Genomic DNA, 25,263 nt, shown 5'->3' with positions numbered 1-25,263 from the left:
GGCTATTCTATTATCGTAATATTTTTTATTTACTTTTACTGTTTTTATGTATTTCTGCAATACTTAGGAGATATTCTTCCTCTGCAAAGTGCAACTCTGCAGGAATAACGAGTGTATGTGGCGGTGGGCCATAGAAATCTTTATCAAATTTGATCAACTCATCTATATCTCCGTATATCATTCTCTGACTTTCATGGCTAATCCTTGAAATTACAATAATATCTCCAATATTTTTTTCATCATCAATTTTTTTTAAGATGTCCATGGCCTCTTTAGGATTCATAAAGAGATTTTTTTCCTTTTTTACATCAAGTAACAACATTGTATGGAGATTTCTTTGTTTATTTTCAACTGTGACATCATAAAAGCTTCTTGGGAAGAAATTTTCTTCAGGATAGGGAATACTAGCAGTTTTTCCAAATCTATAAATATGAAGGCCAGTCTCAGCAATTGCTGAATAGATAGATGAAGCATGAAATACTTTTGTTTTTACACCTTTTTTAATAGCTCTTAATAAGATATCCGTATGAGTTGTTGCAACTAGCGGGTCTCCAGATACAAGAAGTGCCACATCATCATTTTTCGCAATATCTAAAAACTCTGGATTTTTTTCTATATCCTCTCTGGAGAGGGAATTCACCTTTTTACCTAGAGCTTTTTCAAGCCAGAGAAGGTCAAAATCAAAATAGTTAGTATACGTGTCTACATAAATATTATTGACTTTATTTAACAATTCAAAAGCTTTCAAAGAAAGGTCTTTTTCTGTGAGCCCAAGGCCTACAAGGTATAACATCTATAATATAATAACGCTTTAAATATAAAAGATTTTAGATTATGATGTAACTCATTTTTAAAAATAATATAAATAGTCTATACTAATTAAAATTTAAAGAAAAATTTAATAAAAAATAAAATTTTTTAGTATCTAAGATATTTCTGGAACTCCCAGTCGGTAACATACATTGAGTATTCTTCCCAAACTTTTTTCTTGTGCTCAATGTACTTAGTAGCTATATGCTTACCTAGAGATTCCTTTACTACCTTGTCTTTTTCAAGCTCCTTTATAGCCTCTCCTAAGTTTATTGGTAGGGTTTCTATCCCCCTTTCTTCCAACTCAGCTAAGGACAATTCGAATAAATCGTAATCAACTGGCTCTGGAGGTTCTATCTGATTTTCAATTCCGTCCATTCCAGCTTTTAACATGGCTGTGAATGCAAGGTAGGGGTTACATGTTGGGTCAGGAGATCTAAACTCTATTCTAAGAGCCCTTTCGTTAGTTGGGTCGTATCCGGGCAATCTAACTAGTGTTGTCCTGTTTGCCCACCCCCATGAAATGTACACAGGTGCTTCGTATCCTGGAACTAATCTCTTATAAGAGTTAACTGAAGGTGAACAAATAGCAGTAAGAGCTTTAGCATGCTTTAAAATTCCACCTATGTACCATCTACCTTTATCAGATAAGTTCTTTGTCTTTGGATCATAGAACATGTTTCTGCCGTTCTGGAACAAACTCTGGTGACAGTGCATACCGTTTCCTGCCTGACCATAGAATGGTTTTGGCATGTATGTGACTACAAGTCCTTCTTTAGCAGCTATGTTCTTAACTACCTGTTTGTAGGTGATAACGTCATCTGCAGCCTCAAGAGCACTTTCTTTAAATCTGAAATCAATTTCGTGTTGACCGTTTCCTACTTCGTGGTGGGTAATCTCACTTTTAACACCCATCATTTGCATATAGAGTCCTGCTTTGTTTCTTATTTCCTCCCCAAGATCAAGAGGAGAGAAATCTGCGTATCCACCGGTATCATGCGGTACAAGTTTTCCATTTTCGTCTTTTAACAAGTGAAACTCTATCTCAGGCCCAACATAGAACTCCATTTTATCTTCTGCAAGTTTCTGGATTTCTTTTTTCAAAAGACTTCTTGGATCTCCTTCAAATGGCTTTAATGTTGTTGGGTAACATACATCACAGATGATTCTAGCTTCATCAAGCCATGGGATTATCTTAAATGTGTTTGGGTCTGGCATCAAAACGCTGTCACTGTGGGATATGTCTGTAAATCCTTTAATTGAAGAACTATCAAAACCCATACCAGATTCAAATACAGAGTCTAAAAGATCAACTGATATCGAGAAGTTCTTTGGTATTCCAAGCATGTCCACAAATTGCAATCTTACGTATTTTATGTTCTTTTCCTTAATTATTTTTTTTACCTGCTCTTTGTCCATTTTATTCCTCCAATAATTTTTTTTATATTTACCCATTTGTCTAGGTATTTGATAGAAAAGAGAAGTATCATCTACTATTTAATACTTACTGTTTTATAATGGCTAATTTAGGTCTAATAAGGACTAAAAAAAGGAAAAAGTGGCCTAAAATAATCAAAAAAAATTAGGTAATAAAGAGTAATTCGTCTCTCCAGTCGTCCCTTATTCTTCCATTTTTAATGTTTAACATAGGCATATAGTTGTGGAAGAATCTTATGGGGTCTGAAAGTCTAATTGTCTGAACATCTTCTATAGAATCTGGCCCATGATTTTTCTTTAGAGAAGGAACGATTATTTTGTTGAAGTTTTCTACTATATCTTCATCTCTTTCCCCTTCTAAAATCATTACAAGGGCTACCCTTCCATCTACTTCTGCAAGGAAAGATTGGTAAATATGGTCTGTAAATACCGTCCTTACATTGTTCTCTTCATTGATCTCTTGGATAAATTGGGAGTAAGGGAGGCCAAGTTTGAATTTTATTAAATAGAGGTGTCTAGCATTAATTTTCCCTATACCAGATTTATCTAAATTTACATTTAGATAGTAGTGTATGATTCCCTCTTCTTCTAATTTTTTCCTTTTTCTATAAACAGTTCTTACTGGAACTCTTGTTGCTTTACTTATTTGATTGTCGCTGCTTCGGGGATTTCTTATCAAAGCTTTGATGATTAATTTTTCTTGCTCATCTATAGTTCTTCCCCTGAGAATACATATATCTTTTACCATAGTAATTCCTCTATTTCATGCCAGAATAATATATTATCCTACCTAATCAGTATATAAAATTATCTATTATGAAATATTACTGCCATAAAAAGAAATATACCAATATGTTAATTTCCCTTAATAGCAAAATATTTATAAGAGATTTAAAAGTTTTTAATCATAGTAGTGATTTTATGAAATCATTAGATCAAGTTGATGTTGAAATTTTTAATGCGATTGAAGAAGAAATAAATCGTCAAAATGAGGGGCTTGAACTCATAGCAAGTGAAAATTTTACAAGCAATGCAGTTCTAGAAGCTCAAAGATCTGTCATGACAAATAAGTACGCTGAAGGATATCCTGGAAAAAGATATTATGGCGGATGTAAATTTGTCGATGTCGCAGAGTCTCTTGCAATTGAAAGGGCAAAAAAACTTTTTAAGGCAGACCATGCAAACGTACAGCCTCACTCAGGAACACAGGCCAATATGGCAGTTTATTTCGCATGTTTAGAAGTTGGAGATACAGTTTTAGGAATGGATTTATCCTGCGGAGGGCATCTATCCCACGGGTCTCCTGTTAATTTTTCCGGGAAATTTTATAACTTTCAGTTTTATGGCGTTAACAAAAATACCTATAGAATCGATTTAAACGAAGTAAGAGAAAAAGCAATTGAATTAAAACCTAAACTTATTGTAACAGGCGCTAGTTCTTACCCAAGGGAGATAGATTTCAAAGAATTTAGAAAGATCGCTGACGAAGTAGGCGCTCTTTTGATGGCAGACATGGCCCACATTGCAGGTCTTGTCGCATGTGGATTGCATAAATCTCCTGTGCCCTACTGCGATTTTGTAACATCAACCACTCATAAGACTCTAAGGGGCCCAAGAGGGGGATTAATACTCTGCAAAGAAGAACACAAAAAAGCAATAGATAAAGCGGTATTTCCATTTGCGCAAGGTGGCCCCATGATGCACACAATTGCCGCAAAAGCAGTTTGTTTCAAAGAAGCAATGGGAGAAGATTTCATTAACTATCAACGGCAGATTATAAATAACTGTAAAGTTTTGTCTGATGAATTGATATCGTTAGGCTATGAACTTATCACAGGTGGAACTGATAATCACTTACTTTTAATGGATTTAAGAAAAAACGATATTACTGGAAAAGAAGCTCAAGAGTTATTAGAGAATGCAGGCATTACAGCAAATAGAAATGTAATACCATTTGACCCAAAACCACCCAATGTCACATCTGGCCTTAGGCTAGGAGTTCCTGCCATTACTTCCAGAGGTATGAAAGAACCAGAAATGAAACAGATAGCCGGTATGATACACAGAGTACTCCAAAAGAAGGATGATTGCACTCCTGAAAAAGTAAGGGCGGAGGTAAGGGAACTCTGCAAAAAATTCCCAATAAATCTATGACTACAAAAATACTTGATGGGAAAGCCCTATCTCTGAAAGTAATAAATGAACTTTCAGGAAAAGTTGCAGATTATAAAAAAAGAGGGCTTTACCCTAAATTGGCAACTGTATTAGTGGGAAATGACCCTGCATCTAGGGTATATGTTAATCTTAAAAAGAAGGATTCTGAGAAGATTGGTATTGATTATGAAGAATTTTATTACGATGATATTTCTGAAGAAGGCCTTCTTTCTTTAATTGATATTTTAAATAAAAGGTCTGATATCCATGGTATCCTAGTTCAGCTACCTTTGCCTAAACATATTGATAGCAATAAAATATTAGAAAAAATTGATCCAACAAAAGATGTGGATGGATTTACCCCCATTAATGTTGGTAAGATACTTCTAAATATCGCAGATATTTTTCCATGTACTCCGAAAGGAGTAGTTAAACTGCTAGACGAATATAATGTCCCTATTGAAGGTGCAGACATAACAATAATTAACAGAAGCAATATTATTGGAAAACCCTTGGCTGCCATGTTAATAAATCGTGGTGGAACTGTAACTGTAGTCCATACAAAAACTAAAGACTTGAAAGAAAAGACAAAAAATGCAGACATTGTAATCGTTGGAGTTGGAAGAACTGACTTTTTAAAAGCAGATATGGTAAAGGAGGGGGCCGCTGTAGTTGACGTAGGTATAACTCGTGATGTAGAAGGTGTCAAAGGTGATGTCAAGTATGACGAGGTCAGCAAAAAAACATCTTATATAACCCCAGTTCCAGGTGGAGTTGGCCCTATGACAAGAGCAATGCTTCTGGAAAACCTTATAATCTGCTTCTTGAAACAGAACGACTGTGCAAGATGATTTTTTAGAGTCGTTGAAGTTAATTGGTTCTAAACCGGGTCTCGAACGACTAAACTCTAAACTTGGACTTGAAAGAATAAGATTTCTTCTCAAAAAAAGTGGAACAAATTGGGAAGATATACCCGTAGTTCATATTGCTGGAACAAATGGAAAGGGTTCAGTTGTTACTTTTATTTCAGAAATATTGTCTCAATCTAACTATAAAGTTGGATCTTATATTTCCCCACATTTAATTGATATATACGAAAGAATAAAAATTGGAAATAAAAATATCTCTCCAAAGGATTTTGATAGGATTCTTTACAACTTAAAATCTTATTGCGAGGAAGCAGAAAAAATAGGAGATATTGGAAGCCCTACTTTTTTTGAAGTACTTACTGCAGTTTCTATTATTTATTTTGCTGAAAAGAAAGTTGATTTTATAGTCTCTGAAGTTGGACTTGGGGGCAGGCTCGATGCCACTAATATATTGAATGGCAAAGCAATTGCAATTACAAATATCTCTCTCGATCATCAAGAAATACTGGGCAACAGCAAGGAAGAAATATTGATTGAAAAAGCAGGAATAATAAAAAAAGGATCTATAGTTTCTTCTTGCATTGATTTAGAATTGACCCCTTTGCTTGAAAAGATATGCATCGAGAAAAATGCTTCACTAAAATTACTCAATAGAGATTTTGAAGTAAGGGAGAAGAGGATTAGCTTTGATGGGTCTGTCTTCGACTATCGTTCTAAAGAAAATCTGTTCAAGGATGTTGAAATTAGAATGATTGGAAGGCATCAAATAACAAATGCCGCATGTGCTATAAGTTTAGCAGAATCACTAGACTCCTTAGGATTTGAAATAAAAGAACAATCAATACGAAAAGGTCTTGAAAAATCTAGCTGGCCCGGAAGATTTCAAATATTAAAAAGAAATCCCATGATTTTAGTTGATGTTGCACACAATGAGGCCGGAGCTAAGTCCCTTTCTGATACATATAACAGCTTATTCACAGATTCAAAAACACTTTTACTAGTTGGAATATCTCAAGATAAAGACATAGATGGAATATTTAAAGAATTTTCGAAAATATCAAAAAGAATAGCCCTAACAACCATTCCTCCAAGATGTGCAAATATTGAAATTCTTGAAGAAAAAGCAAGAAACTATTTCAAAGAGATTAAAACTTTTGAAGACCCACTAAAAGCTTTTGACTATTGCGTGTCAAACCTTAAAAATGAAGATAAATTACTCATCACTGGGTCTATCTACGTAGCCGGATATATATTGAAAGGAAGGAAATTACTTGGCAGTTGAAACAAATAGATTGTTCTTTGGCTCGATGTTAGGATTCTATAAATCATTTTTTCATGGATTTACAATGGTCCTTTTTGGTATTTACTTTACTAAATTGGGCATATCACTTTTACCATATGCATTATTATTTGTTATAGGAGATGGTGTTTCTTTCTTCTTAAAGCCTGTTATTGGAGTTCTTTCTGATAGAATTGGAGAGAGATATTTGTTGTTAATTGCTTTGATATTGTCTTCTATATCCGCTTTCATGATTTCATTTACCAATAATATTCTTTATATAGCGCTGCTTCAAGTTCTTGTTGCAGTTTCGCTTGCAACTTTCTTGACAGTAGTTATAATTTTCTCCCTCAGACCTATAACTCTAAAACCTGAAAAGAAAGTTAGTGTTTTTGGTGGTGTTTCTGGATTGGGATGGGTATTTGGGCTTTTGCTTCCTGGAGTATTTGTTGATCTCCTTGGGCTGAAAGGAGCTTTTTATACTTTGTTTATAATAGGAGTTTCAATCTCAGCCATGTACCTATTTTTCATGAACCAATTCAAATTTGAATTGAGAGAAAAAAGTTACCCTTCAGTTGAAACATTGAAAAAAGTACTGGACCCTATAGTGTACAAGACATTTGATATTGCAGTTTTTTCAGCATTTCTAATATTTTTTGTAAGGTTTGCCATAGGAAAACTTGGGATGTCGGGATCTATAGTTTCTTTAATTGTAGCATTTGAGTCATTAGTTTTTGGTTTTTCTGAGATCTTAATTGGGCGATATGTAAAAGTTGAAACAAAAAGATTTTGGATAAAATGGGGAGCATTAATACATATAACTGGTATTGTATCTCTACTTCTATCTAATAATATTGTTTTGTTCTTTTTGGCTTCAGGGCTTATTGGTTTAGCCGGGGCATTCATTGACGTTTGGTGTTACTCATTTTTGTGCGAGTCTATTGAAGTTTCAAAAAGAGGTACAATATTTTCTACTTTTTCACTAAGTCAAGACCTTTCTACGATAACAGGATCAAGTCTTCCTGCGCTTGCCTCATTTTTAGCAATTAATCCATTTGCTTCAATGATACTTTTCCCGGCAATAATTCTTGTTTATTCTATTAAACGTGGCTAATGATTCTTTCATCAGTAATTATAATATCCATTTTTATATCATGTTTTTGAATAGGTAAAGATTCAAAAATTTGAAACTCATATGCGAGCCCAACTTTAAGTCCCGTAGATTGTAATAAAAACCTGTCAAAATAGCCTCCACCTCTCCCGAGTCTTTCACACCCAATTCCAAATGCTAGTCCTGGGATAAAAAGAATTTCAATTTCGTTAGGATCAACAATTTTTGTATCTTCTTTAGGCTCTAGGATATTGAAATTTCCCGTTTTTAGATCATTTAAGGTGTCAATTCTTCTAGCTTCAAGAGAATTGCTATCTTTCTTTGTCAAAGGAACGCATACAATCTTCCCTTGGATTATTGAATGATCAATCAAATCAAGAGTATCAACTTCTTTTTCTTTTGACACATATGAAAATATGATATCTGCATCAATGTATTCGGGAATTTTGTAGACATTGTTTCTTATTTTTTCATCCATAATATTTTTTTTAGAATAGTCCAAGTTTTTCATTTTTTCCTTAACTCTGGCCCTTAGTTCAGACTTAGAAAGCATAAATTAAATAACGAAAACTTTTTAAAAAGATTTACAATTGAATCTGAAATCAAGATGGTTATAATGGAAAGTGATATTGACATTGCTAAAAAAGCCGATATTTGGCCAATAGAAAAAATATCCGGAAAAACTGGAATTGGGACTGAATACCTCGAGTTTTACGGAAAATATAAAGCGAAAATAGATTTATCTATTTTAAAAACTACAGAAAAAAATACCAATGGTCATTTAATATTAGTTACGGCAATGAATCCTACCCCATATGGAGAAGGAAAGACACTTACCACAATAGGATTGGGCCAAGCTTTGTCAATTCTTGGAAAAAAGACGATCATTACATTAAGAGAACCATCAATGGGGCCTGTTTTTGGTGTTAAAGGTGGCGCAACAGGAGGAGGATACTCTCAAATTTTACCTATGGAAGACATTAACTTACATTTCACAGGAGATATTCATGCAGTCCAAGCTGCCCACAATCTATTGGCAGCTATGCTTGACACACATATCTTGATGGGAAATGAACGTGATATAGATATTAACAATATTGTATGGCCGCGGGCTATCGACATGAATGATAGGGCCTTGAGGAATATTGTTATAGGGCTAGGTGGCTCAGGAAATGGTGTTCCACGTGAATCCAAATTTATAATTACTGCAGCTTCAGAGATAATGTCAATTGTTTGTCTCTCAAAAGATATAATCGACCTTAAAGAAAAACTTTCCAACATCACTGTTGCATTTGACCGAAAAGGCAATCCCATAAAAGCCGGAGATTTAAAAGTTGAAGGTGCATTAGCTACAATATTAAAGGACGCACTAAAACCAAATCTTGTTCAAACAATTGAACATACACCAGCCATTATTCATGGCGGGCCTTTTGCAAATATATCTATAGGAACAAATTCTATAGTTGCCACCAATATTGCCTTGAAATTGGCAGATTTTGCCATAATTGAAGCTGGATTTGGTGCAGATTTAGGCGCAGAAAAGTTTTTGAATGTTGTCTCAAGAAAAGGTGATTTTTGTCCCTCTGCTGTGGTACTTGTTGTTACGTGCAAGGCAATAAAATACCATGGAGGATTAAAAGATATTATTACTTATCATGATGAAGAAGCCTTCATAAAAGGTTTAAAAAATGTTGAAAAGCATATTGATAATCTGAAACTTTTTGGAGTTCCGGTAGTTGTATCTATTAACAAATTTGATTTTGATAGGGATCAAGAAATAGAAATGATAAAATCTCTTTGCTCAAAGAAAGAAGTTCCTGTAGCCCTCTCTAAAATGTTCTCAGAGGGGGGAAAGGGTGGCTTAGAACTTGCAAATATAGTGCTAGAATTGTCGAAACAAAAGAATAATTTCAAGCCACTATACGAACTAACTGACGATATTGAAAAAAAGGTAGATATAATTGCTAAAAAGATCTATGGAGCAAAACGCGTAATATTTGAAACTAAACCGAAGAAAAAAATCGAATTATACAAAAAGTTGGGATATGGAAATCTTCCAGTCTGCATAGCTAAAACTCAAATGTCTTTATCTGATGACAAGAACCTTATTGGAGTTCCGCCACCATTTGATCTTGAGGTAACAGATGTTGAACTTGCAAGTGGTGCAGGATACATTGTCGTAGTTTGTGGAAATATTAATCTAATGCCTGGATTATCAAGGTCTCCTGCAGCTGTAAAAATGGACATTGATGATAAGGGAAATATAAAAGGTCTGCTCTAGTCTAACTATATCTACAATATATGTCCTTAATAGGTATAAATAATTTATTTTTTGGCTTAATATGGCCATTAATTAATAGATATTAATATATATATTTTCTTTTATGCTTTTATTATGAACAAATTTCCTAAAGAGAAGGATATTTCAGGCTGCTCTATATTTGGATTAATTAATACTGATGGAGAAAAGGTCAGTGGCAGCGTCATAACAGAGGCAATTTCTGTTATGCATGACAGAGCAAATGGACTGGGTGGCGGATTTTCCGGTTATGGCATATACCCTGATTATCCAGATGATTATGCATTTCATTTATTTTTTGACTCTGTCAAGGCTAAGGAAGAAACTGAAGATTTAATTAATAAGCATTTTTTAATTGAATACGACGAAAAGATAAGGACTGATAATTCTGTAAATCTCCCCAACAAACCACTTTTATGGAGATACTTTGTTAAAAACAGAAATATTTTATCAAAGGAATCTGAAAGAGAAGAAACCTTCAAAGTAGTAATGGACATTAATAACAATATAGATGGCGCTTATGTAATTTCAAGTGGAAAAAACATGGGCGTTTTCAAAGGTGTTGGATACCCTGAAGATATAAGTAAATTTTATCGCCTCGAAGAATATAGCGGATACATATGGACTGCCCATGGAAGATTCCCCACAAATACTCCTGGATGGTGGGGCGGGGCACACCCATTTGGGTTACTTGACTGGACCATAGTACATAATGGTGAAATCTCTTCTTACGATACCAATAGGAGATATCTCGAGATGTATGGTTACAGGTGTAATCTTGTAACAGATACTGAAGTAATTACATATCTCTTTGATTTTTTAGTCAGAAAGAATAGTCTCCCCCTTAACTTAGCATCCAAGATTCTTGCAAGTCCAATGTGGGTAGATATAGATAGAATGGAAGAAAAAAAGAGAGAGGTTCTAAAAGCATTGAGGATGACCTATGCAGGTGCACTACTAACAGGACCCTTTTCAGTTATTTTAGGATTTGAAAATGGTATAATGGGTCTGGGGGACAGATTAAAACTTAGGCCGCTTCTAGTAGGAAAAAATGAAAATACAGTATACATGTCAAGTGAAGAATCTGCAATAAGGAAGATATGTCCTGATCTTGATTCTGTCTATAGGCCAAAAGGTGGAGAGCCTGCAATAGCTTTGTTGGATGGTAACTATGTCTAATGTAATTCCCGAATTTATTGTTGATAAAAATGAAGACAGATGCATCAAATGTAAAGTCTGTGTAAGACAATGCTCTGAAGAAGTATTTAAGTACTTTGAGGATTTTGACTTAATTCGCATTTACAATGACAAATGTGTTGGCTGTCATAGATGTGAAATGATGTGTCCAACAGACGCACTAACTATCACAAAAAACAATGCGCTTTACAAAGAAAACTCACACTGGAGCTCCTATACTATCAATAGTATAAAAAAACAGGCTGAAACTGGAGGAATGATTCTTACAGGTAGCGGAAATGACAAACCTTACGTTTCTTACTGGGATAAAATGCTACTAGACGCTTCGCAGGTAACTAACCCACCAATAGACCCTTTAAGGGAACCAATGGAATTAAGGACATATTTGGGTAAGAAACCTGGCAGGGTATCAATAAAAGAGGAAAACGGAGAAATATCACTCGAAACTGAATTATCGCCTCAACTTAAGCTTGAGACCCCAATAATGTTTTCTGCAATGTCTTATGGTTCTATAAGCCTTAATACATGCGAATCTCTTGCATCTGCAGCTACAAAACTCGGCACATTTTATAATACTGGAGAAGGAGGACTACATAAAAAACTATACAAATACGGAAAAAATACAATTGGGCAAGTGGCTTCAGGTAGATTTGGTGTTGATACAGATTATCTAAGTACCTGTGCCGCAATTGAAATCAAAATTGGCCAAGGAGCAAAGCCCGGTATAGGTGGCCACCTTCCGGGAGAAAAGGTTACAGTAGAAATATCTGAGACAAGAATGATTCCCTCTGGAACTGATGCCATATCTCCAGCACCACACCACGACATATATTCGATTGAAGATCTAAAGCAATTAATATCTTTGATTAAGGAAGCAACTAATTATGAAAAACCTATTTTTGTAAAAATTGCGGCCGTACATAATTCTGCTGCAATAGCATCTGGAATTGTCAGGGCAGGTGCCGATGTAATTGTAGTTGATGGATTTAGGGGCGGTACCGGTGCAGCACCTTCAGTTATTCGTGACAATACAGGCATGCCAATTGAAGTTGCACTTGCCGTCATAGATCAAAGATTAAGGGATGAAAGCATCAGAAATGAAGTTTCAATAGTTGCTGCAGGTGGAATAAGATCAAGTGCGGACGCTGTAAAAGCTATGGCCTTGGGCGCCGATGCGGTCTACATAGCCACAGCAGCACTAATTGCGATGGGGTGCACACTATGTCAGAAATGTTACAAAGGAAAATGTAATTGGGGACTAACAACACAAGACCCTGTTTTAACAAGAAGATTAAATCCTGCAATTGGCTCTGAAAAATTGACAAATCTTGTTAACAGTTGGAATCTAGAAATAAAGGAAATTCTTGGAAGTATGGGTATAAATGCAATAGAAGCCCTTAGGGGTAACAGGCTTAGATTAAGGGGAGTCGGACTCACAGAATTAGAATCTAAAATATTGGGCATTGAACATGCGGGGTTGTGAACATGAAAAGAAGGATAGTATGTGATGAGGATTTCTGCATTGGATGCAGATTATGTGAAGTTCACTGTAATGTTAAACATTCTAAATCCAAAGACATCATTTTGGCATATAAATTTGAGAATGAAAAAGAACCCTCAAGAATGGCATTTGAACAAAAAGAACACGTCTGTGGATCAATTGTATGTATGAATTGCAAAGATCCCTTATGCATTAAAGCTTGTTCTATGGGTGCGATAAGAACAGAAGATGGAACTGTTATAATTGACGCTGAGAGATGCGTTGGCTGCTGGATGTGTGTTATGGTCTGTCCATTTGGAGCCATAAAGAAAGGTGATAAAAAAGCTTTCAAGTGTGACCACTGTCATGATGAGGAAGTTCCTATTTGTGTTCTCAACTGCCCTAACAAAGCATTGGCGTATGAGGTGGACTAAATGAGATACGTTATAATAGGTAATGGAGCTGCAGCAATTGGAGCAATTGAAGGAATAAGAAATAATGACAATGAAAATGAGATTATCTTAATCTCTAAAGAAAATTGTGTATCTTATTCAAAACCTCAACTTTACAAGATGTTAAAGAAAGATAGTTTAGAAAACATATATTATAGAAAAGATGACTTTTATAATAAATACAATGTTTCAACTATTTTAGGAAAATCGTTAAACTCAGTTGACTTCAATAAAAAAATATTGGTAGTTGACAAAGAAACAATAAAGTATGATAAATTACTTATAGCAACAGGCGCCAAATCAAATGTACTTGATATAAAGGGATTTGATGGAGAACTATTCTCATTCACAAATATAGAAGAAGCTCTTAAACTCAAAGAGGCTCTTGCCAATAAAGATAGAATTTCAATTCTTGGTGGTGGATTAATTGGTGTTAAGTTATCTGAATATCTACATAATATGGGGAAAGAAGTATTTCTTATAGTTGGTTCTAAAGGAGTTTTGAGCTCTCTCGGGGATGAAAAGATTTCTGAAATACTTAACAATGAGATTATAAAAAGTGGAGTCAATTTGCTACTTTCAAGAAAAATAATAAGTGCAAAGAAAGAAGGGCCAAAAATAGAAATCAAACTAGACAAGGGAAGCATAACTTGCGATGCAGTAGTCTCCTGTAAAGGCGTAAAACCTGAGGTATCTCTATTTCAAAAAACAGAACTTACTATCAATCGGGGCATAAAAGTTGATGACCACATGAGGACTAACATTGAGGATGTTTTTGCAGCAGGAGATGTGACTGAAATGTATAATTATCTTGAAGATAGCTATTGCAATATTCCAATTCTCCCCAATGCATATGGGGGTGGATACTGTGCAGGGATTAATATGTCAGGTGGCGACAGTAAGATTGATACAGTTTACCCTATGAACTCACTACAAATTTTTGATGTTGAATTAATAACAATGGGATTATTATCTCCAAATGAAAATGACGAAGTTCTTTTTTCACTAGACTCTGAAAAGAAAGTTTATAGAAAACTAGTTATTAGGGATGGGAAATTAGTTGGAGCAGCACTTCTGGGAGATATAGACCGTGCAGGTATTTTAAATAATATCATTAGAAATAAAGTAGATGTTTCATCTATAAAAGAAGAATTATTAAACGCCAAAATTAACTTTTATACTCTTCCAAGGGAGATGAGGGAAATAATAGTTAAATCTTATACTGAGGGGATCAAATGATTCTTAATTGCAAAGGACTAAATTACACCGAAATAAACAAGTCTATACGGAAAGCAATAGAAAACGGTGAAAAAGAATTAGTAATGAACAACATAAATGGTCAGAGCTATCTATTTGCAGGATTTAAGAATTCTATAAAGGCAATAATTAATGGAGTACCTGGAAATGATCTTGGTGGAATGATGGACGGCCCAAGCATATTTGTGAACTCAAATATCCAAGACTGTGTTGGAAATACAATGAACAGCGGTAAGATCGTCGTACATGGCGATGCTGGAGATATCTTGGGTTATGCTATGCGTGGCGGGAAGATATTTGTTAAAGGAAAAGTTGGCTACAGGTGTGGGATCCACATGAAGGCATTTGGAGAGAAAATTCCTGTTATAGTAATAGGAGAGGATGCAGGTGATTTTCTTGGAGAGTATATGGCTTCTGGAATAATAGTAGTATTGTGTAAAAATAATTCTAAGTTGGATAGCAACTATATTGGAGTTGGCATGCATGGAGGCGCAATATATATTCGTGGAAGTGTTGATGAGTACAATATTGGGAAGGGAGTTGCAATAACCCCTCTAGATGAGTGGGATATAAATTTCTTAACAAATGTTCTAAAAGAATATTCGCAAGATATGAACTCCAAAGATAAATACGACTTAAATTCATTCGTTAAGTTAAGTCCGCTAAACTCTAGGCCGTTCCAGAGGCTATATAGCTATTGAAGCGGATAAATATTTAAACTTCAAGTTGTCATTAATCACGATGAATAACAAATTCATTGTTTTTGGATTGATAGTATTGGTGGCACTTGCAGCTATGTGTTCAACGCCAGGTTCAAATCAACAACAGTCCGGAACACAAACTACTCAGCAACAGACAGAAACAACTTCGAGTCCAGAATCGTCAAGCACAGGAGAAGTTCTTTACAATGAAAAATATACTTTGAATGGGACTTACTATAAACAATATGGGATGGCTTTGACAAAAGGGAGCAAAGTGAAATTCTCATATGAAACTACCGATAATGAAACTTTCGAAATATTTATTTTAAATAGCACACAACATAACTACTTCTCTTTATATGGCCTTAGCAACATGAGAAAAAATAATCAATATCTAAAATTTTACTCAGGCACAAAATCAGAATTTGAATACACCTTCCCCGAAGATGGGCCATATTTCTTTGTAATCTATAACTTAAATAGTTTCCAAGTACAATACTACTTTTCTGCTATAATCTCTTCTGGAGAAAAATTAGATAAATATGAATATGTCATTGCAAAAGGAACAAATGTAAGTTATAGCAAAGACGGATGGAGAGCTTATGCAACTACCCTTCAGAAAGGAGAAGTTCTCAATATATATTACAGTGTTAGACAAAATGAATATAGAAATCACTTTATCAAAATGTATATCTTAGATGCAGATGGATATACTAGCTGGAAAAAATCTCCAGTAGACTATTCCGGAAAAATATACCTTGATTCCACAAATGATAGAGAACGAAGCTATGAGCAATTGAAATGGACCGTGCCAGAAAAAGGAATATATTATATTGTTTTTTGGAACCGTGATTCGCCTGAAAGCATGGGGCTTGATTACAAGATATACAAACAATTTTAATTTTTTATTTTTTCTCTTTTTTTGCAATATTTTTTCAGGGATATCTTTATAAGATTATTGCAATTATCTTAAATCCCGGCGAAAAACATGAGTCTAATATCAAGGATTTCTAGTTATCTTGATACTTTAAAGTATAGTGTGAACCCTGAAAAACTAAAGGACAGTGAATACTTTCTTGGAACATATCTAAAACTCAAAAGAGATTATGAAGAACTAATATCAATCCGGCGAAAAATAGAATTTTTGGGATATCAAAATCCCTATTTTGTTATTAAAGGACTCAAAGATGCACAAGACCCATATTTTAGAAAAAGGGCGATGGAGAAGAAGATCTGTTTTGATAATATACAACATTCTATAGCAGCACATAGAGTTGCAATAGGCCAGCTAATAGATGCTATGGGATTTGAAAAGGATGGCACCATATATACTGGACACGAGGCTATTAAGTTTACAGAAGATGGGGGGGAAGGTAAATTTATTTTTAGTCCCGATGGGGTCTATAGATTAGAGATACTGAAATATCTTTCTTTTTCCGGAGAGTACATGAAAACTCTTTTTTCCTTAACTAAGGAAGAGAGGGAAAATTATCGTAAAATTATGGATATTCTTGGGGATAAATCAAAGAGCAAACCATCTACAAAAAAGAGAATCCCTCAGGAATATGGAATGATGGGCCCAAAGGAATACTCACCATTCAAAAAAGACTATTCTCAATTCAAACGAGAGTTCTATGAAGAAACAATCGATCTAGGAAGGCCACCAATATATGACAAACATATAAGAAAAGTTCTTTCTATAGCTTATGCCCCATTTGGTGTTGATGCAATTGCTGGGGACATAGCTCTATTTTATCTGAAAAAAACATATATGGAAAGAAAAATATATGGAGGGCCATTTCCTACAATAGATCCTGACCCTAACGAATCACTACTGGGTAGATTCTATAAGACAGTTTTATTGAAAGAAGAAATGATGAATAAACTTAAGGAAATGAATTTAAAAGAGAAGAATAGTTTAGTTGCCGCGATTTCATATTATTTGGTTTCAGAAGATTATGACAAGACTTTGTTATTTTTCTCAATAGAAAATAATGAATTCGAATCTGCTTTGATAAGGGCAGAAAATTATGGGATTATCTCTAAAGAGAGTAAACATTTACTTGAAAGAGTAGTTAAAAGTGGAGAGAAAAAAGATATAACAAAGAAATTTTTACAAGAACTTAAGGGGGTCCAAGATTGAAGAAAATAATTGCAAAGAATAAACGGGATCTTATAAGAAAATTAAGATCTGATCTTTCTACTACTGATGAAAAAATCTATATCAATATGAGGCCATCAGTAGACATTATGGTTGAAGTCTTAGAACATGCCCCCAATGTAAAGTATATATTGTGTCCCAAAAGTCTTTACTCTCTTACTTCAATACGTGTCAAAAAAGCCCTTGAAAGGGTAGGGGTGCTTCTTATTCCTTTTGGTGATGGGGCTGGAAGGCCAAATAAATATGACGATGAAACTGTGGGTAAATTAAAAAAGATGTATGAGCTTGGAGTTCCAGTAAAAGAGATCTCAAAAAGCCTAAAGATACCTCTTAGGACGGTGTATCATATCGCAAATGAGGAAGATTATCTGCCAGGCTCACAGTAATTATCCTAAATCTTTTATATAAATTGTATTTTCTTTGGCAAATACCGTGTATGTTTCGTCTCCTATATTCATTATTCTAATTGGAGTTTCACCTTCTCCAATTTCTTGTTTGTTTAATGTATCAAAGTAATAATCTAGTTTCAAATAATATTCTTTTCCTGTAAGGATATCCCACAAGATAGCGTAGTATTGGTCTCCGTTTCTCTTTAATTGTCTAATCCAGTCACTTCCATTTGAAAAACTCTTTCTTGTAAAATTACTTGTATTACTCTCTGAAGAATATCTAAGAAAGACAGTGTCAAAAACATACCATCCTTCTTTTCCAGAGTATCCTGTTGCAACAACATCTCCGTCGATTAGCTCAAGGCAAAGGCCTCCATCTTCCCAATTATTATTATCATAAAAGTCAATCCAAAGGATATCAAAATCCTTTGTAAGTTTACACACAAAAATATCGTAGTTCTTATTTTTTGATTCTCCAGTTAGGTAGAAGTTACCTTCATAATCCTCTAGTATATCGTAAGGCCTTTCATAAGGCCCAACATCCAATACTTTTTTTGAAATAATATTTCCATTGCGATCAATTTTTACAATAAAACTATCCGATTCCCTTTTGTTTGTTGAATACCCAACAACAGTGACCTCTTGCTTATCATTTACTGTAAAAGACGAAAGTATATCTCTACTAGAATTTATTATTTTGATTTCCCACCGTTTGCTGAGGCTCGATGTGAGCTTTATAAGAATGTTGTCCCCTTCGTTTGAAATTCCAAGTAGGTAAATATTTGAAAAGTTATCATTAAGAATTTTAGATAATTTGAAGCTTTCAATAGTCTGCTCTCTTAAAAATTGGCCTTCTTTTGACTTAATTATAAAGGAACTATTGTCCCCTTCCAAGTTACCTGCAAGATAAATACTATCTGTGTTTGAATCAAAAGATACATCTGTAACAATGTATCCATTTTTTAATTCGTATAAAATAGACTGTTCAGAAGAAAAAGCTGAGAAGCTTGAAAATACAAGTATAGCAAAAACCAAAAAAGAAACAATCAATTTCATAATCTTAATATTTTTTAATCCTTTAAAAAATATACCTTTTAATTAGTGTCAGTTGGACCCTCAATCTTAAAATTCTTATCTTTTAATTAGTAATCGATTAAATTATTAAAAAAGAGAAATGCACAGTTTGTCGCTTCGGAGGAGTAGGTCTTCCATAGCCGGATGCTTCGACTTCTCGAAGCGGCTTCTGTCTTTCGGTGTCCGATAGAGACATTTTTTCCAATGTCATGGACCGGGTAAGTTCGAATTGACTCGAACACTTTCCGATAAGACCTAGCCATCCCGGAAATACCCTTGTCCAAGAGCCTTGTATGCGGTGGAGCGTGATACTCAAATCCGCCTAAGCGGCTCAGACGCAAGGAATGAAAGACTTTGTTACCAGCGAAGTTTCGACCTGTGCAACATTAAATATTCAATTAACTTTATTTAAAATTTACTGTTATCAAATATCTAGAAAAACAAATATTCTTTATATATTATACTTTTTATTTGAATCGTTCCCTGATACGGTAACCGGTGTTGTTAAACGATATATTCTTTGCAAGTATTAGGTCCTTTTCCTTTGTTATTTTTATAATCTCATCAAGTTCACGGTATCTATGAGAAATGTGAGTCAAGATAATGACAGTGTTTTCTAATTCGTCTTTTAAATCAAGAATATCCTCAACATGAACATGCATTCGTTCTTCAGCAATTTCTATCTCTTCTTCAAAAAAATATCTACACTCTGTAATCAAAACTCTTGGCGCCAAAGCTATGATATTTTGTCTGTTTCTGTAATTTGAACCTTCCCAATCTCCAGTCACAAGAACACTTGTTTCCGAGTTATTAATGTAATAACCAAAGTTGGGCACAGTATGCTTAAAGGCCACAGGAGCAACAGTAGTTCCGTTAAATCTTAGAGTCTCCTCTTCACGAATAGGAGCAAGTTTTCTTCTTCCTTTAGAATGGAAGTTTATCATCTTGGAATGGATATCAAACACATTTTCAGTTTCGCCATATTCTTTTCTTTCATCGTAAGGAGCGTAGATTTTTATTGGATTTTCAGAAAGGCTTAGGAAGTCTGCCCCCCCTGCCATACAAGACCTAACGTGATCAAAGTGAAAATGTGTTAAAAGATATACTTTATTTTCATTTTTTGCCCCACATGGGCTATCAACTCTGAACTCTAATTTGTCAAGTTTAATGACTATAGAAGGGTGGTAAGGTGCATGTAATCTTACAGATCCTAAAAACTTGGAACTCATCTTATATCATCTAGGATAACTCTACAGGTATCTTTGAAAATCTGATCCTTTGATCTTCATTTTTCAACCATATGATTGGTTCGCCTTCTTTGCTATCTATGTAGAATGTATATTTATTATCTTTAATTTCGTCTGTTGTTATTTCAAGGCCTTCGTATGCTTCCAAAGTTTTTTTTACTTCTTCACTTATGCTTTTTTCGACATAACAGTCAAGAAATGAAATCTCATAAAAGACAGGATTGACTTTTTCCATATACTCCTTTACTTCCTTGTTGTTGTTCAGGTATCTTGTCAGAACTCTAACTTTAGTGCTGTTTTTGATAAAAGGCCTTATTCTCTTCATTAAATTGAAATCACTGCCTAAATTTATAAACCTTATTCTTATACTCAAAAGAAATTTTTACAGAAATCTTTTTAAGTATTTTAAAAAAAGGTAAGCTATAATTAAGTGATGAAAAATGGAAGAAGACGATTTATTGGATCATAGTTCTGAACTAATAGGATCTCTGGCCCATAAATTGGCATTTAAAAGGGGAGTGCATGTAGTTGAGAAAGAAAAAGACCTTTCCAGTAAAGGTTTCTCCAAAGAGAGGTATAGCATGGCCCCCGAAAATAGACCTTTCTGATTTCTCAAGCATAATTAAACAGAGCATGTTTGCCCTCATCATCTGCGCATTTGCAGATATATTTGCAGGTATTTATCTCACTAAAATGATAGACTTCTTGATATTGCTGCCCGGAATTTTGACGATGCTTCCTGCTGCAATAGATATGAGGGGCAATGTCTATGCATCAATGGGGTCGAGACTTTCAACAGGCTTACATACTGGTGAAATAACGCCTAGCCTAACAGAGTCAAAATTAATCAAAGAAAATGTATACTCTTCTCTTATACAGACAGTTATTATGGCCACAGTTATTGCTTTTTTTGCAATGGTTGGGGGCATTATTATTGGAAATGATACAATAGGATTCATTCATCTGTTTTTTATATCCTTATTTGCTTCTCTTATTGCGGCAATAGGCCTTATTTTAACTACCATTTTAGTGGCAATTGTTTCTTTTAAGAAGGGCCTTGATCCTGATAATGTATCCTCCCCTCTGATTGCATCTATAGGTGATATACTAAATGTTGTCTCACTTTTTGCAATAGGCATACTATCTTTTTCCTTAAGCAAAGGCTTCATGTTAGTTTCTAGTATTGTGGTTAGTTTAATCATTGTTTTATTGGCACTATTTTCTGTAAGGAAGAGTTATTATGCAAAAAGAATACTAAAAGAATCTATGGGATTTTTAGCCGTTTGTGCTTTTCTGAGCACTCTTGCAGGATCCCTTCTTGATAAGAATTTAGAGTTTATTGGAGTATTCCCGCTACTATTGGTATTATCTCCTCTTTTCAATGCAGAGAATGGGAACATTGGTAGTATTTTATCTGCTAGAATATCTACTAGTTTTCACTTAGGTCAAGCAGAGATTACTTTTTTACCAAAATTAAGAATATTAAAGGAGTTCGCATATACATTTTTAATTACAATAATATTGTTCCCAATACTTGCCATAATAGCATTTGGCATGTCGACATTACTTAATATACCACAAATGAACTTTCTAGTCATTTTGGAGGTGTCGATACTTGTTGCAATTGCCTCTTCCTTTGCCAGTATGATGACTTCATACTATCTTACCTACTTCTCAATTAAAACAAATATTGACCCAGACAATGTTGTAATACCTTTACTTACGAGTGTAATGGATATTGCCAGTGTAAGTATTTTATTTCTAGTTGCAACAAATATTCTTTTTTAAATTATTAGAAAATATTTTTTATACCTAGAATTATGAATTTAACTCCCCAAGATAGGGTTACAAGACCTAGGATGGTGGTTGCAACTTGAGTCGCAGTGTCACCCAATACTTTTTTTACTTTATTTGACATAAGGAATAATAATACTGTAATTAAAAGAACAATGCCTACTGCAATCCCTGTCAGAACTTTTCCATAGTCATTACTTGCTATAATTATTGTAAATATTGTGGCAGGGCCTGTTATTAGCGGAGTTGCAATAATAGATGCTAAGGCTCTGGCAGAGTTTTCTTTCTTGTCATGAGTATTTACCAAAGGCTCTCCTAAAACCATTTTTATTCCTAAGATGGTGAGTACTATCCCTCCGGCTATTCTGAACTCATCAAGAGTGGTGCTGAAAAGTTCCAATAAACGCTGACCTAAAATAAGGACTAGGAAGCATAAAAATACGGCGATTAGTATTGCCAAAACCCCCGTTTTTTGCCTTTCTTTAGGAACCATTGTGGAGGACGTAGCGTAAAAAACAAAGAAACTTGCAAGAGGGTCAATAACTACGAAAAATAAAATGACAAGCTGTAATAAAGTTCCTAACATAGAACGCCCTCTTGGCATTTAAAATAATTTTCTGCTTTAAATTGATTTCTATTATTAAATTTAAAATTATTTAAAATAGATGTGAATTCCGGGTTTTCTTGGAAGGGATTTCTTTCTATCATTTCCAGGATCTTCTTGAGGATCTATTCTAATCTCGGCCTTGAATTCCTCTTCTAAGAATGTCTTTGCTTCGTTAAGTACTTCTTTCTCATCGAATCTTTCAGGGAAGTACCTATTCTTAAAACATCTTTGTATTATAAGATTTACATCCTTTCCATTTTTTCTGAAATTTTCATTTGACATTGCCGATTTAATTGCTTCTCCCATATTGTCTTCACTCTTAATGACTTCGATAAGGTCCCACTTCCAGCTTTCTGCAGTAAAAACTTCAATTTTTTCTAAATTTTTCTGCTCTCCTCTAGAAAGAACGTTTATGATTTCTCTTATGTCATTAACGACTTCTTCAATATAGTTTTCACTTTCTTCGGAAACTTTATCAATCATCTCTTCTTTATATTCTGGCCAAGAAGCATTTGAAATAAATGGATCAAAACCAAGTTTTTCCCAAATTTCTTCACATATGTGAGGGGTAAAAGGAGTCAACATGAGCGTCTGAGTTTTAATGACTTCAGAAATGACCTCTTTGTTTGGTGAGTTAAGACATCTTTTAAGATACCACTTAAGGTCCCTCTGTAAATCAAAGAAACCTTTTGAAAGGGCTGTCCTGAAATTGGTATCTTCCATTGCTTCAGTTGTTTCTTTTATTGCTTTATCCAGAGTAGATAAGAACCACCTATCTATATATAGTTTTTCAGTCCTACCTTTTCCGTAGTTTTCAATACAGAAATCCTGCCAATTTTTCAATTTATCTGTAATGGTCCTTGCAAATTCACTGTCCCAGTTGGGGTCATCTAGTCCCTCTCCTCCATTCATTAAAGTAATTCTTGCAGAATCAGCGCCATACATCTTTACAATTTGCTTTATTGTATAGAAGTTACCTTTGGATTTACTCATCTTTTCTCCATCTACCAAAACCCAGCCATTAACTCCAAATCCCTTGGGCCAGAGCTTCTCTGGAAAGATTGCTGCATGATTAAAGATACAGAATGAAAGATGATTTTGAATTAAATCCTTTCCACTATTTCTGAAATCAAAAGGATACCAATACTCAAATTCCTTTTTCATATCAGAAATTAACTCTTTCGATAATCCACTTTTAGTTGCGACTTCTTCTAAGTTGCCTTTATCCAAGTAAATATAATCGAAGAAATAATCATCTAGTTTCTCAGAATTAATTTTGTAAGATGGATCTTCAAAATACTTCGCCAAAGTATAATATGCCATATAGATTGTAGAGTCTGAAAGTGATTCGATAACCCACTTTTCATCCCAAGGGAGTTTTGTTCCAAGCCCAAACTCTCTCGTACATGCCCAGTCTTTTAACCAGTCAAGAACGTACTCAAACTGTTTTCTAGCCTTTTCAGGATAAATGTTCATCTGAGCTAGACATTTCTTGGCCAGATCTTTCCACTCTGGGCTTCCGTATGCTAAAAACCACTGGTCAGATACTATTTTAACTACTCCTTGGGTAAGGCATCTACATACTACTTTTCCAGGGAGTTCGTGAAATAGTGTTGCAACACCATCATTAATAAACTCAGTAACAATTACTTTCTTTACATCAGAAACTTTTATGCCTTTATATTTTCCAGTTCTCTCGTTTAATATGCCCTGATGGAATTCTTTCTTATAGATGATATTAGTTGCTTCTTCAAGTTTATCAACGTCTTCTTGTGAGGAAATTCCCATCTTTTCAGAGATCTCAATTGCCGGATTCTTACCAAAATCTTCTACAACTATCAATGATATAGGCTTTATATTCTTTACCAGTTCTTCAGAAACCCCATATTTTAAAGGATTAGTCTGTATATCTTTTAATGCAATATAGTCGTATGGGGCATGTGACGGAACAGACATTACAACACCTGTCCCTATTTCTGGGGAAACAAAAGTTGCAGGAAGAATTGGTATGTTTTCACCAGTCAAAGGATTTTTACATGATTTTCCAATAAGTTCTTTAGGGCCTAATTCTCTAATAATCTTAATTTTATGTTTTTGATTAATTAGTTTCTCTGCAGCAACGGGAGAGATGATCCAGATTTCTCCGTCAACTTCTGTTTCTACATATTTTACATCTGGATTCATCCACATATTTGTTACACCAAATACAGTTTCAACTCTGTATGTGGCTGCAGGCAGCACCTTTCCATCAAATTTGAATTTAAGTAATATTATTTCTTCGGGAGTAATACCTTCCCCTTCAAGCCTTGCATGGTCTCCAATTGGATTATTACATTTTGGACACCAAGTAACTGGATGTTCCCCTTTAACAACAAAGTTCTTTTCTTTTAATTTGTTGAATTGCCACCTGATGAATTTATCGTAATATGGATTAAGTGATGTTGTTATGAAGCTTCTTCTCCAGTCAACACAAAGGCCTAGAAGCTTTAGGTCTTTAATTGATTCTTCTGGGAAATAAGTAACCCAAAATTCTGGATCAGAAAATTTTGGAATTAACTCTTTTGGAACCTCCATCTTTTCTAGGATATCAATCTGGGACTTTTCTCCATCTTTTACTCTCTCGGCAGCTGCAACTATTGGTGTTCCAGTAGCGTGAAATCCAAAAGGGAATATGGCATTGTATCCGCACATTCTTTTGTATCTGGCAAAAACTTCTGCCCTCATCAGGGAAAAGGAATGGCCAAGATGCATGAATCCATTAACGTATGGGTAAGGAAAGTTTACAAAAAATTTTTTCTTATTATTGGGATCAGAATAAAAAATTCTGGCTTCTTCCCACATGTTCTGCCACTTTTCTTCAATTTCCAATAGAATCATCTGCCTTATTTAAAACACGTTTTATAAGCTATATTTAAAGGTTTTTATTGTTCATATGTGGAACAATT

The 25,263-nt window shown here is 34.5% G+C and carries 24 protein-coding genes; 15 read left to right on the top strand and 9 right to left on the bottom strand.

Annotated elements, in window-relative coordinates; all coding sequences use genetic code 11:
- Positions 1–25: 25 nt before the first annotated feature.
- From dph5 to HPY60_02145, 3 genes are all read right to left on the bottom strand, one after another.
- Positions 26–793, bottom strand: coding sequence for a diphthine synthase (gene dph5, locus HPY60_02155; protein ID NPV49984.1), 768 nt, complete (start codon positions 791–793; stop codon positions 26–28).
- A gap of 125 nt (positions 794–918) precedes the next feature.
- The gene (glnA, locus tag HPY60_02150) at positions 919–2,229 is read right to left on the bottom strand and encodes a type I glutamate--ammonia ligase (GenBank protein NPV49983.1); all 1,311 of its coding nucleotides are present in this window, start codon (positions 2,227–2,229) and stop codon (positions 919–921) included.
- A 163-nt stretch (positions 2,230–2,392) separates the two neighbouring features.
- On the bottom strand, positions 2,393–2,995 hold the full coding sequence (locus HPY60_02145; GenBank protein NPV49982.1) for an Lrp/AsnC family transcriptional regulator: 603 nt from the start codon (positions 2,993–2,995) through the stop codon (positions 2,393–2,395).
- Positions 2,996–3,168: 173 nt separating this feature from the next.
- On the opposite strand from HPY60_02145, the gene HPY60_02140 reads away from it, so the two are divergent.
- From HPY60_02140 to HPY60_02125, 4 genes are read left to right on the top strand one after another with little or no spacing between them, the layout of a single operon-like run.
- Complete coding sequence (locus HPY60_02140; GenBank protein NPV49981.1) at positions 3,169–4,401, top strand: serine hydroxymethyltransferase; 1,233 nt, start codon at positions 3,169–3,171, stop codon at positions 4,399–4,401.
- Positions 4,398–5,252, top strand: coding sequence for a bifunctional 5,10-methylenetetrahydrofolate dehydrogenase/5,10-methenyltetrahydrofolate cyclohydrolase (locus HPY60_02135; protein ID NPV49980.1), 855 nt, complete (start codon positions 4,398–4,400; stop codon positions 5,250–5,252). The genes HPY60_02140 and HPY60_02135 overlap by 4 nt, the downstream gene beginning before the upstream one ends.
- A complete protein-coding gene (locus tag HPY60_02130) occupies positions 5,242–6,552 on the top strand; it encodes a bifunctional folylpolyglutamate synthase/dihydrofolate synthase (GenBank protein NPV49979.1) in 1,311 nt (436 codons plus the stop codon). Before HPY60_02135 ends, HPY60_02130 begins: the two co-directional genes overlap by 11 nt.
- Positions 6,542–7,663 carry an MFS transporter gene (locus tag HPY60_02125; protein NPV49978.1) on the top strand — a complete coding sequence of 374 codons (1,122 nt, stop codon included), beginning with the start codon at positions 6,542–6,544 and terminating at the stop codon, positions 7,661–7,663. The genes HPY60_02130 and HPY60_02125 overlap by 11 nt, the downstream gene beginning before the upstream one ends.
- On the opposite strand, the gene HPY60_02120 is transcribed toward HPY60_02125, so the two are convergent.
- Entirely contained in the window at positions 7,650–8,213 is a 564-nt protein-coding gene (locus HPY60_02120) for a 5-formyltetrahydrofolate cyclo-ligase (GenBank protein NPV49977.1), read from the bottom strand. The two genes, HPY60_02125 and HPY60_02120, sit on opposite strands and share 14 nt — an antisense overlap.
- 63 nt (positions 8,214–8,276) lie before the next feature.
- Here HPY60_02120 and HPY60_02115 point away from each other — a divergent pair, with 63 nt between their 5' ends.
- The 9 genes from HPY60_02115 to HPY60_02075 all read left to right on the top strand — a co-directional run bounded on the left by HPY60_02115 (position 8,277) and on the right by HPY60_02075 (position 17,593).
- The gene (locus HPY60_02115; protein ID NPV49976.1) at positions 8,277–9,941 is read left to right on the top strand and encodes a formate--tetrahydrofolate ligase; all 1,665 of its coding nucleotides are present in this window, start codon (positions 8,277–8,279) and stop codon (positions 9,939–9,941) included.
- Between the two features lie 114 nt (positions 9,942–10,055).
- Positions 10,056–11,138 (top strand): glutamine amidotransferase family protein, encoded by a 1,083-nt coding sequence (locus tag HPY60_02110; protein NPV49975.1) that lies wholly within the window; start codon positions 10,056–10,058, stop codon positions 11,136–11,138.
- Positions 11,122–12,639, top strand: a complete 1,518-nt coding sequence (locus HPY60_02105) for a 4Fe-4S binding protein (GenBank protein NPV49974.1) — start codon at positions 11,122–11,124, stop codon at positions 12,637–12,639. Before HPY60_02110 ends, HPY60_02105 begins: the two co-directional genes overlap by 17 nt.
- Before the next feature lie 2 nt (positions 12,640–12,641).
- Positions 12,642–13,070, top strand: coding sequence for a 4Fe-4S dicluster domain-containing protein (locus HPY60_02100; protein ID NPV49973.1), 429 nt, complete (start codon positions 12,642–12,644; stop codon positions 13,068–13,070).
- On the top strand, positions 13,071–14,327 hold the full coding sequence (locus HPY60_02095) for an NAD(P)/FAD-dependent oxidoreductase (GenBank protein ID NPV49972.1): 1,257 nt from the start codon (positions 13,071–13,073) through the stop codon (positions 14,325–14,327).
- Positions 14,324–15,046, top strand: a complete 723-nt coding sequence (locus HPY60_02090; protein ID NPV49971.1) for a hypothetical protein — start codon at positions 14,324–14,326, stop codon at positions 15,044–15,046. The genes HPY60_02095 and HPY60_02090 overlap by 4 nt, the downstream gene beginning before the upstream one ends.
- A gap of 40 nt (positions 15,047–15,086) precedes the next feature.
- Positions 15,087–15,947: a hypothetical protein gene (locus HPY60_02085; GenBank protein ID NPV49970.1), complete on the top strand. Its 861-nt coding sequence runs from the start codon at positions 15,087–15,089 to the stop codon at positions 15,945–15,947.
- 87 nt (positions 15,948–16,034) lie between these two features.
- On the top strand, positions 16,035–17,189 hold the full coding sequence (locus tag HPY60_02080) for a DUF530 family protein (protein NPV49969.1): 1,155 nt from the start codon (positions 16,035–16,037) through the stop codon (positions 17,187–17,189).
- Positions 17,186–17,593, top strand: coding sequence for a helix-turn-helix domain-containing protein (locus HPY60_02075; protein NPV49968.1), 408 nt, complete (start codon positions 17,186–17,188; stop codon positions 17,591–17,593). Before HPY60_02080 ends, HPY60_02075 begins: the two co-directional genes overlap by 4 nt.
- Here the strand turns inward: HPY60_02075 and HPY60_02070 are convergent, their stop codons facing one another.
- The 3 genes from HPY60_02070 to HPY60_02060 all read right to left on the bottom strand — a co-directional run bounded on the left by HPY60_02070 (position 17,594) and on the right by HPY60_02060 (position 20,242).
- A complete protein-coding gene (locus HPY60_02070) occupies positions 17,594–18,652 on the bottom strand; it encodes a hypothetical protein (GenBank protein NPV49967.1) in 1,059 nt (352 codons plus the stop codon).
- A gap of 485 nt (positions 18,653–19,137) precedes the next feature.
- Positions 19,138–19,899, bottom strand: a complete 762-nt coding sequence (locus HPY60_02065) for a hypothetical protein (protein NPV49966.1) — start codon at positions 19,897–19,899, stop codon at positions 19,138–19,140.
- A 10-nt stretch (positions 19,900–19,909) separates the two neighbouring features.
- Entirely contained in the window at positions 19,910–20,242 is a 333-nt protein-coding gene (locus HPY60_02060; GenBank protein ID NPV49965.1) for a hypothetical protein, read from the bottom strand.
- A 115-nt stretch (positions 20,243–20,357) separates the two neighbouring features.
- Here HPY60_02060 and HPY60_02055 point away from each other — a divergent pair, with 115 nt between their 5' ends.
- Both HPY60_02055 and HPY60_02050 read left to right on the top strand, forming a co-directional pair.
- Positions 20,358–20,525, top strand: coding sequence for a hypothetical protein (locus HPY60_02055; GenBank protein NPV49964.1), 168 nt, complete (start codon positions 20,358–20,360; stop codon positions 20,523–20,525).
- Positions 20,446–21,705 carry a hypothetical protein gene (locus HPY60_02050; protein ID NPV49963.1) on the top strand — a complete coding sequence of 420 codons (1,260 nt, stop codon included), beginning with the start codon at positions 20,446–20,448 and terminating at the stop codon, positions 21,703–21,705. Before HPY60_02055 ends, HPY60_02050 begins: the two co-directional genes overlap by 80 nt.
- A gap of 4 nt (positions 21,706–21,709) precedes the next feature.
- On the opposite strand, the gene HPY60_02045 is transcribed toward HPY60_02050, so the two are convergent.
- Positions 21,710–22,297, bottom strand: a complete 588-nt coding sequence (locus HPY60_02045; protein ID NPV49962.1) for a MarC family protein — start codon at positions 22,295–22,297, stop codon at positions 21,710–21,712.
- 66 nt (positions 22,298–22,363) lie between these two features.
- The gene (leuS, locus tag HPY60_02040) at positions 22,364–25,195 is read right to left on the bottom strand and encodes a leucine--tRNA ligase (GenBank protein NPV49961.1); all 2,832 of its coding nucleotides are present in this window, start codon (positions 25,193–25,195) and stop codon (positions 22,364–22,366) included.
- Between the last annotated feature and the right edge of the window lie 68 nt (positions 25,196–25,263).

Source organism: Methanofastidiosum sp. (assembly GCA_013178285.1).
Lineage (GTDB): Archaea > Methanobacteriota_B > Thermococci > Methanofastidiosales > Methanofastidiosaceae > Methanofastidiosum.
Note: the sequence above shows the minus strand (reverse complement) of the source record. Positions and strands in the feature narration are given on the sequence as shown.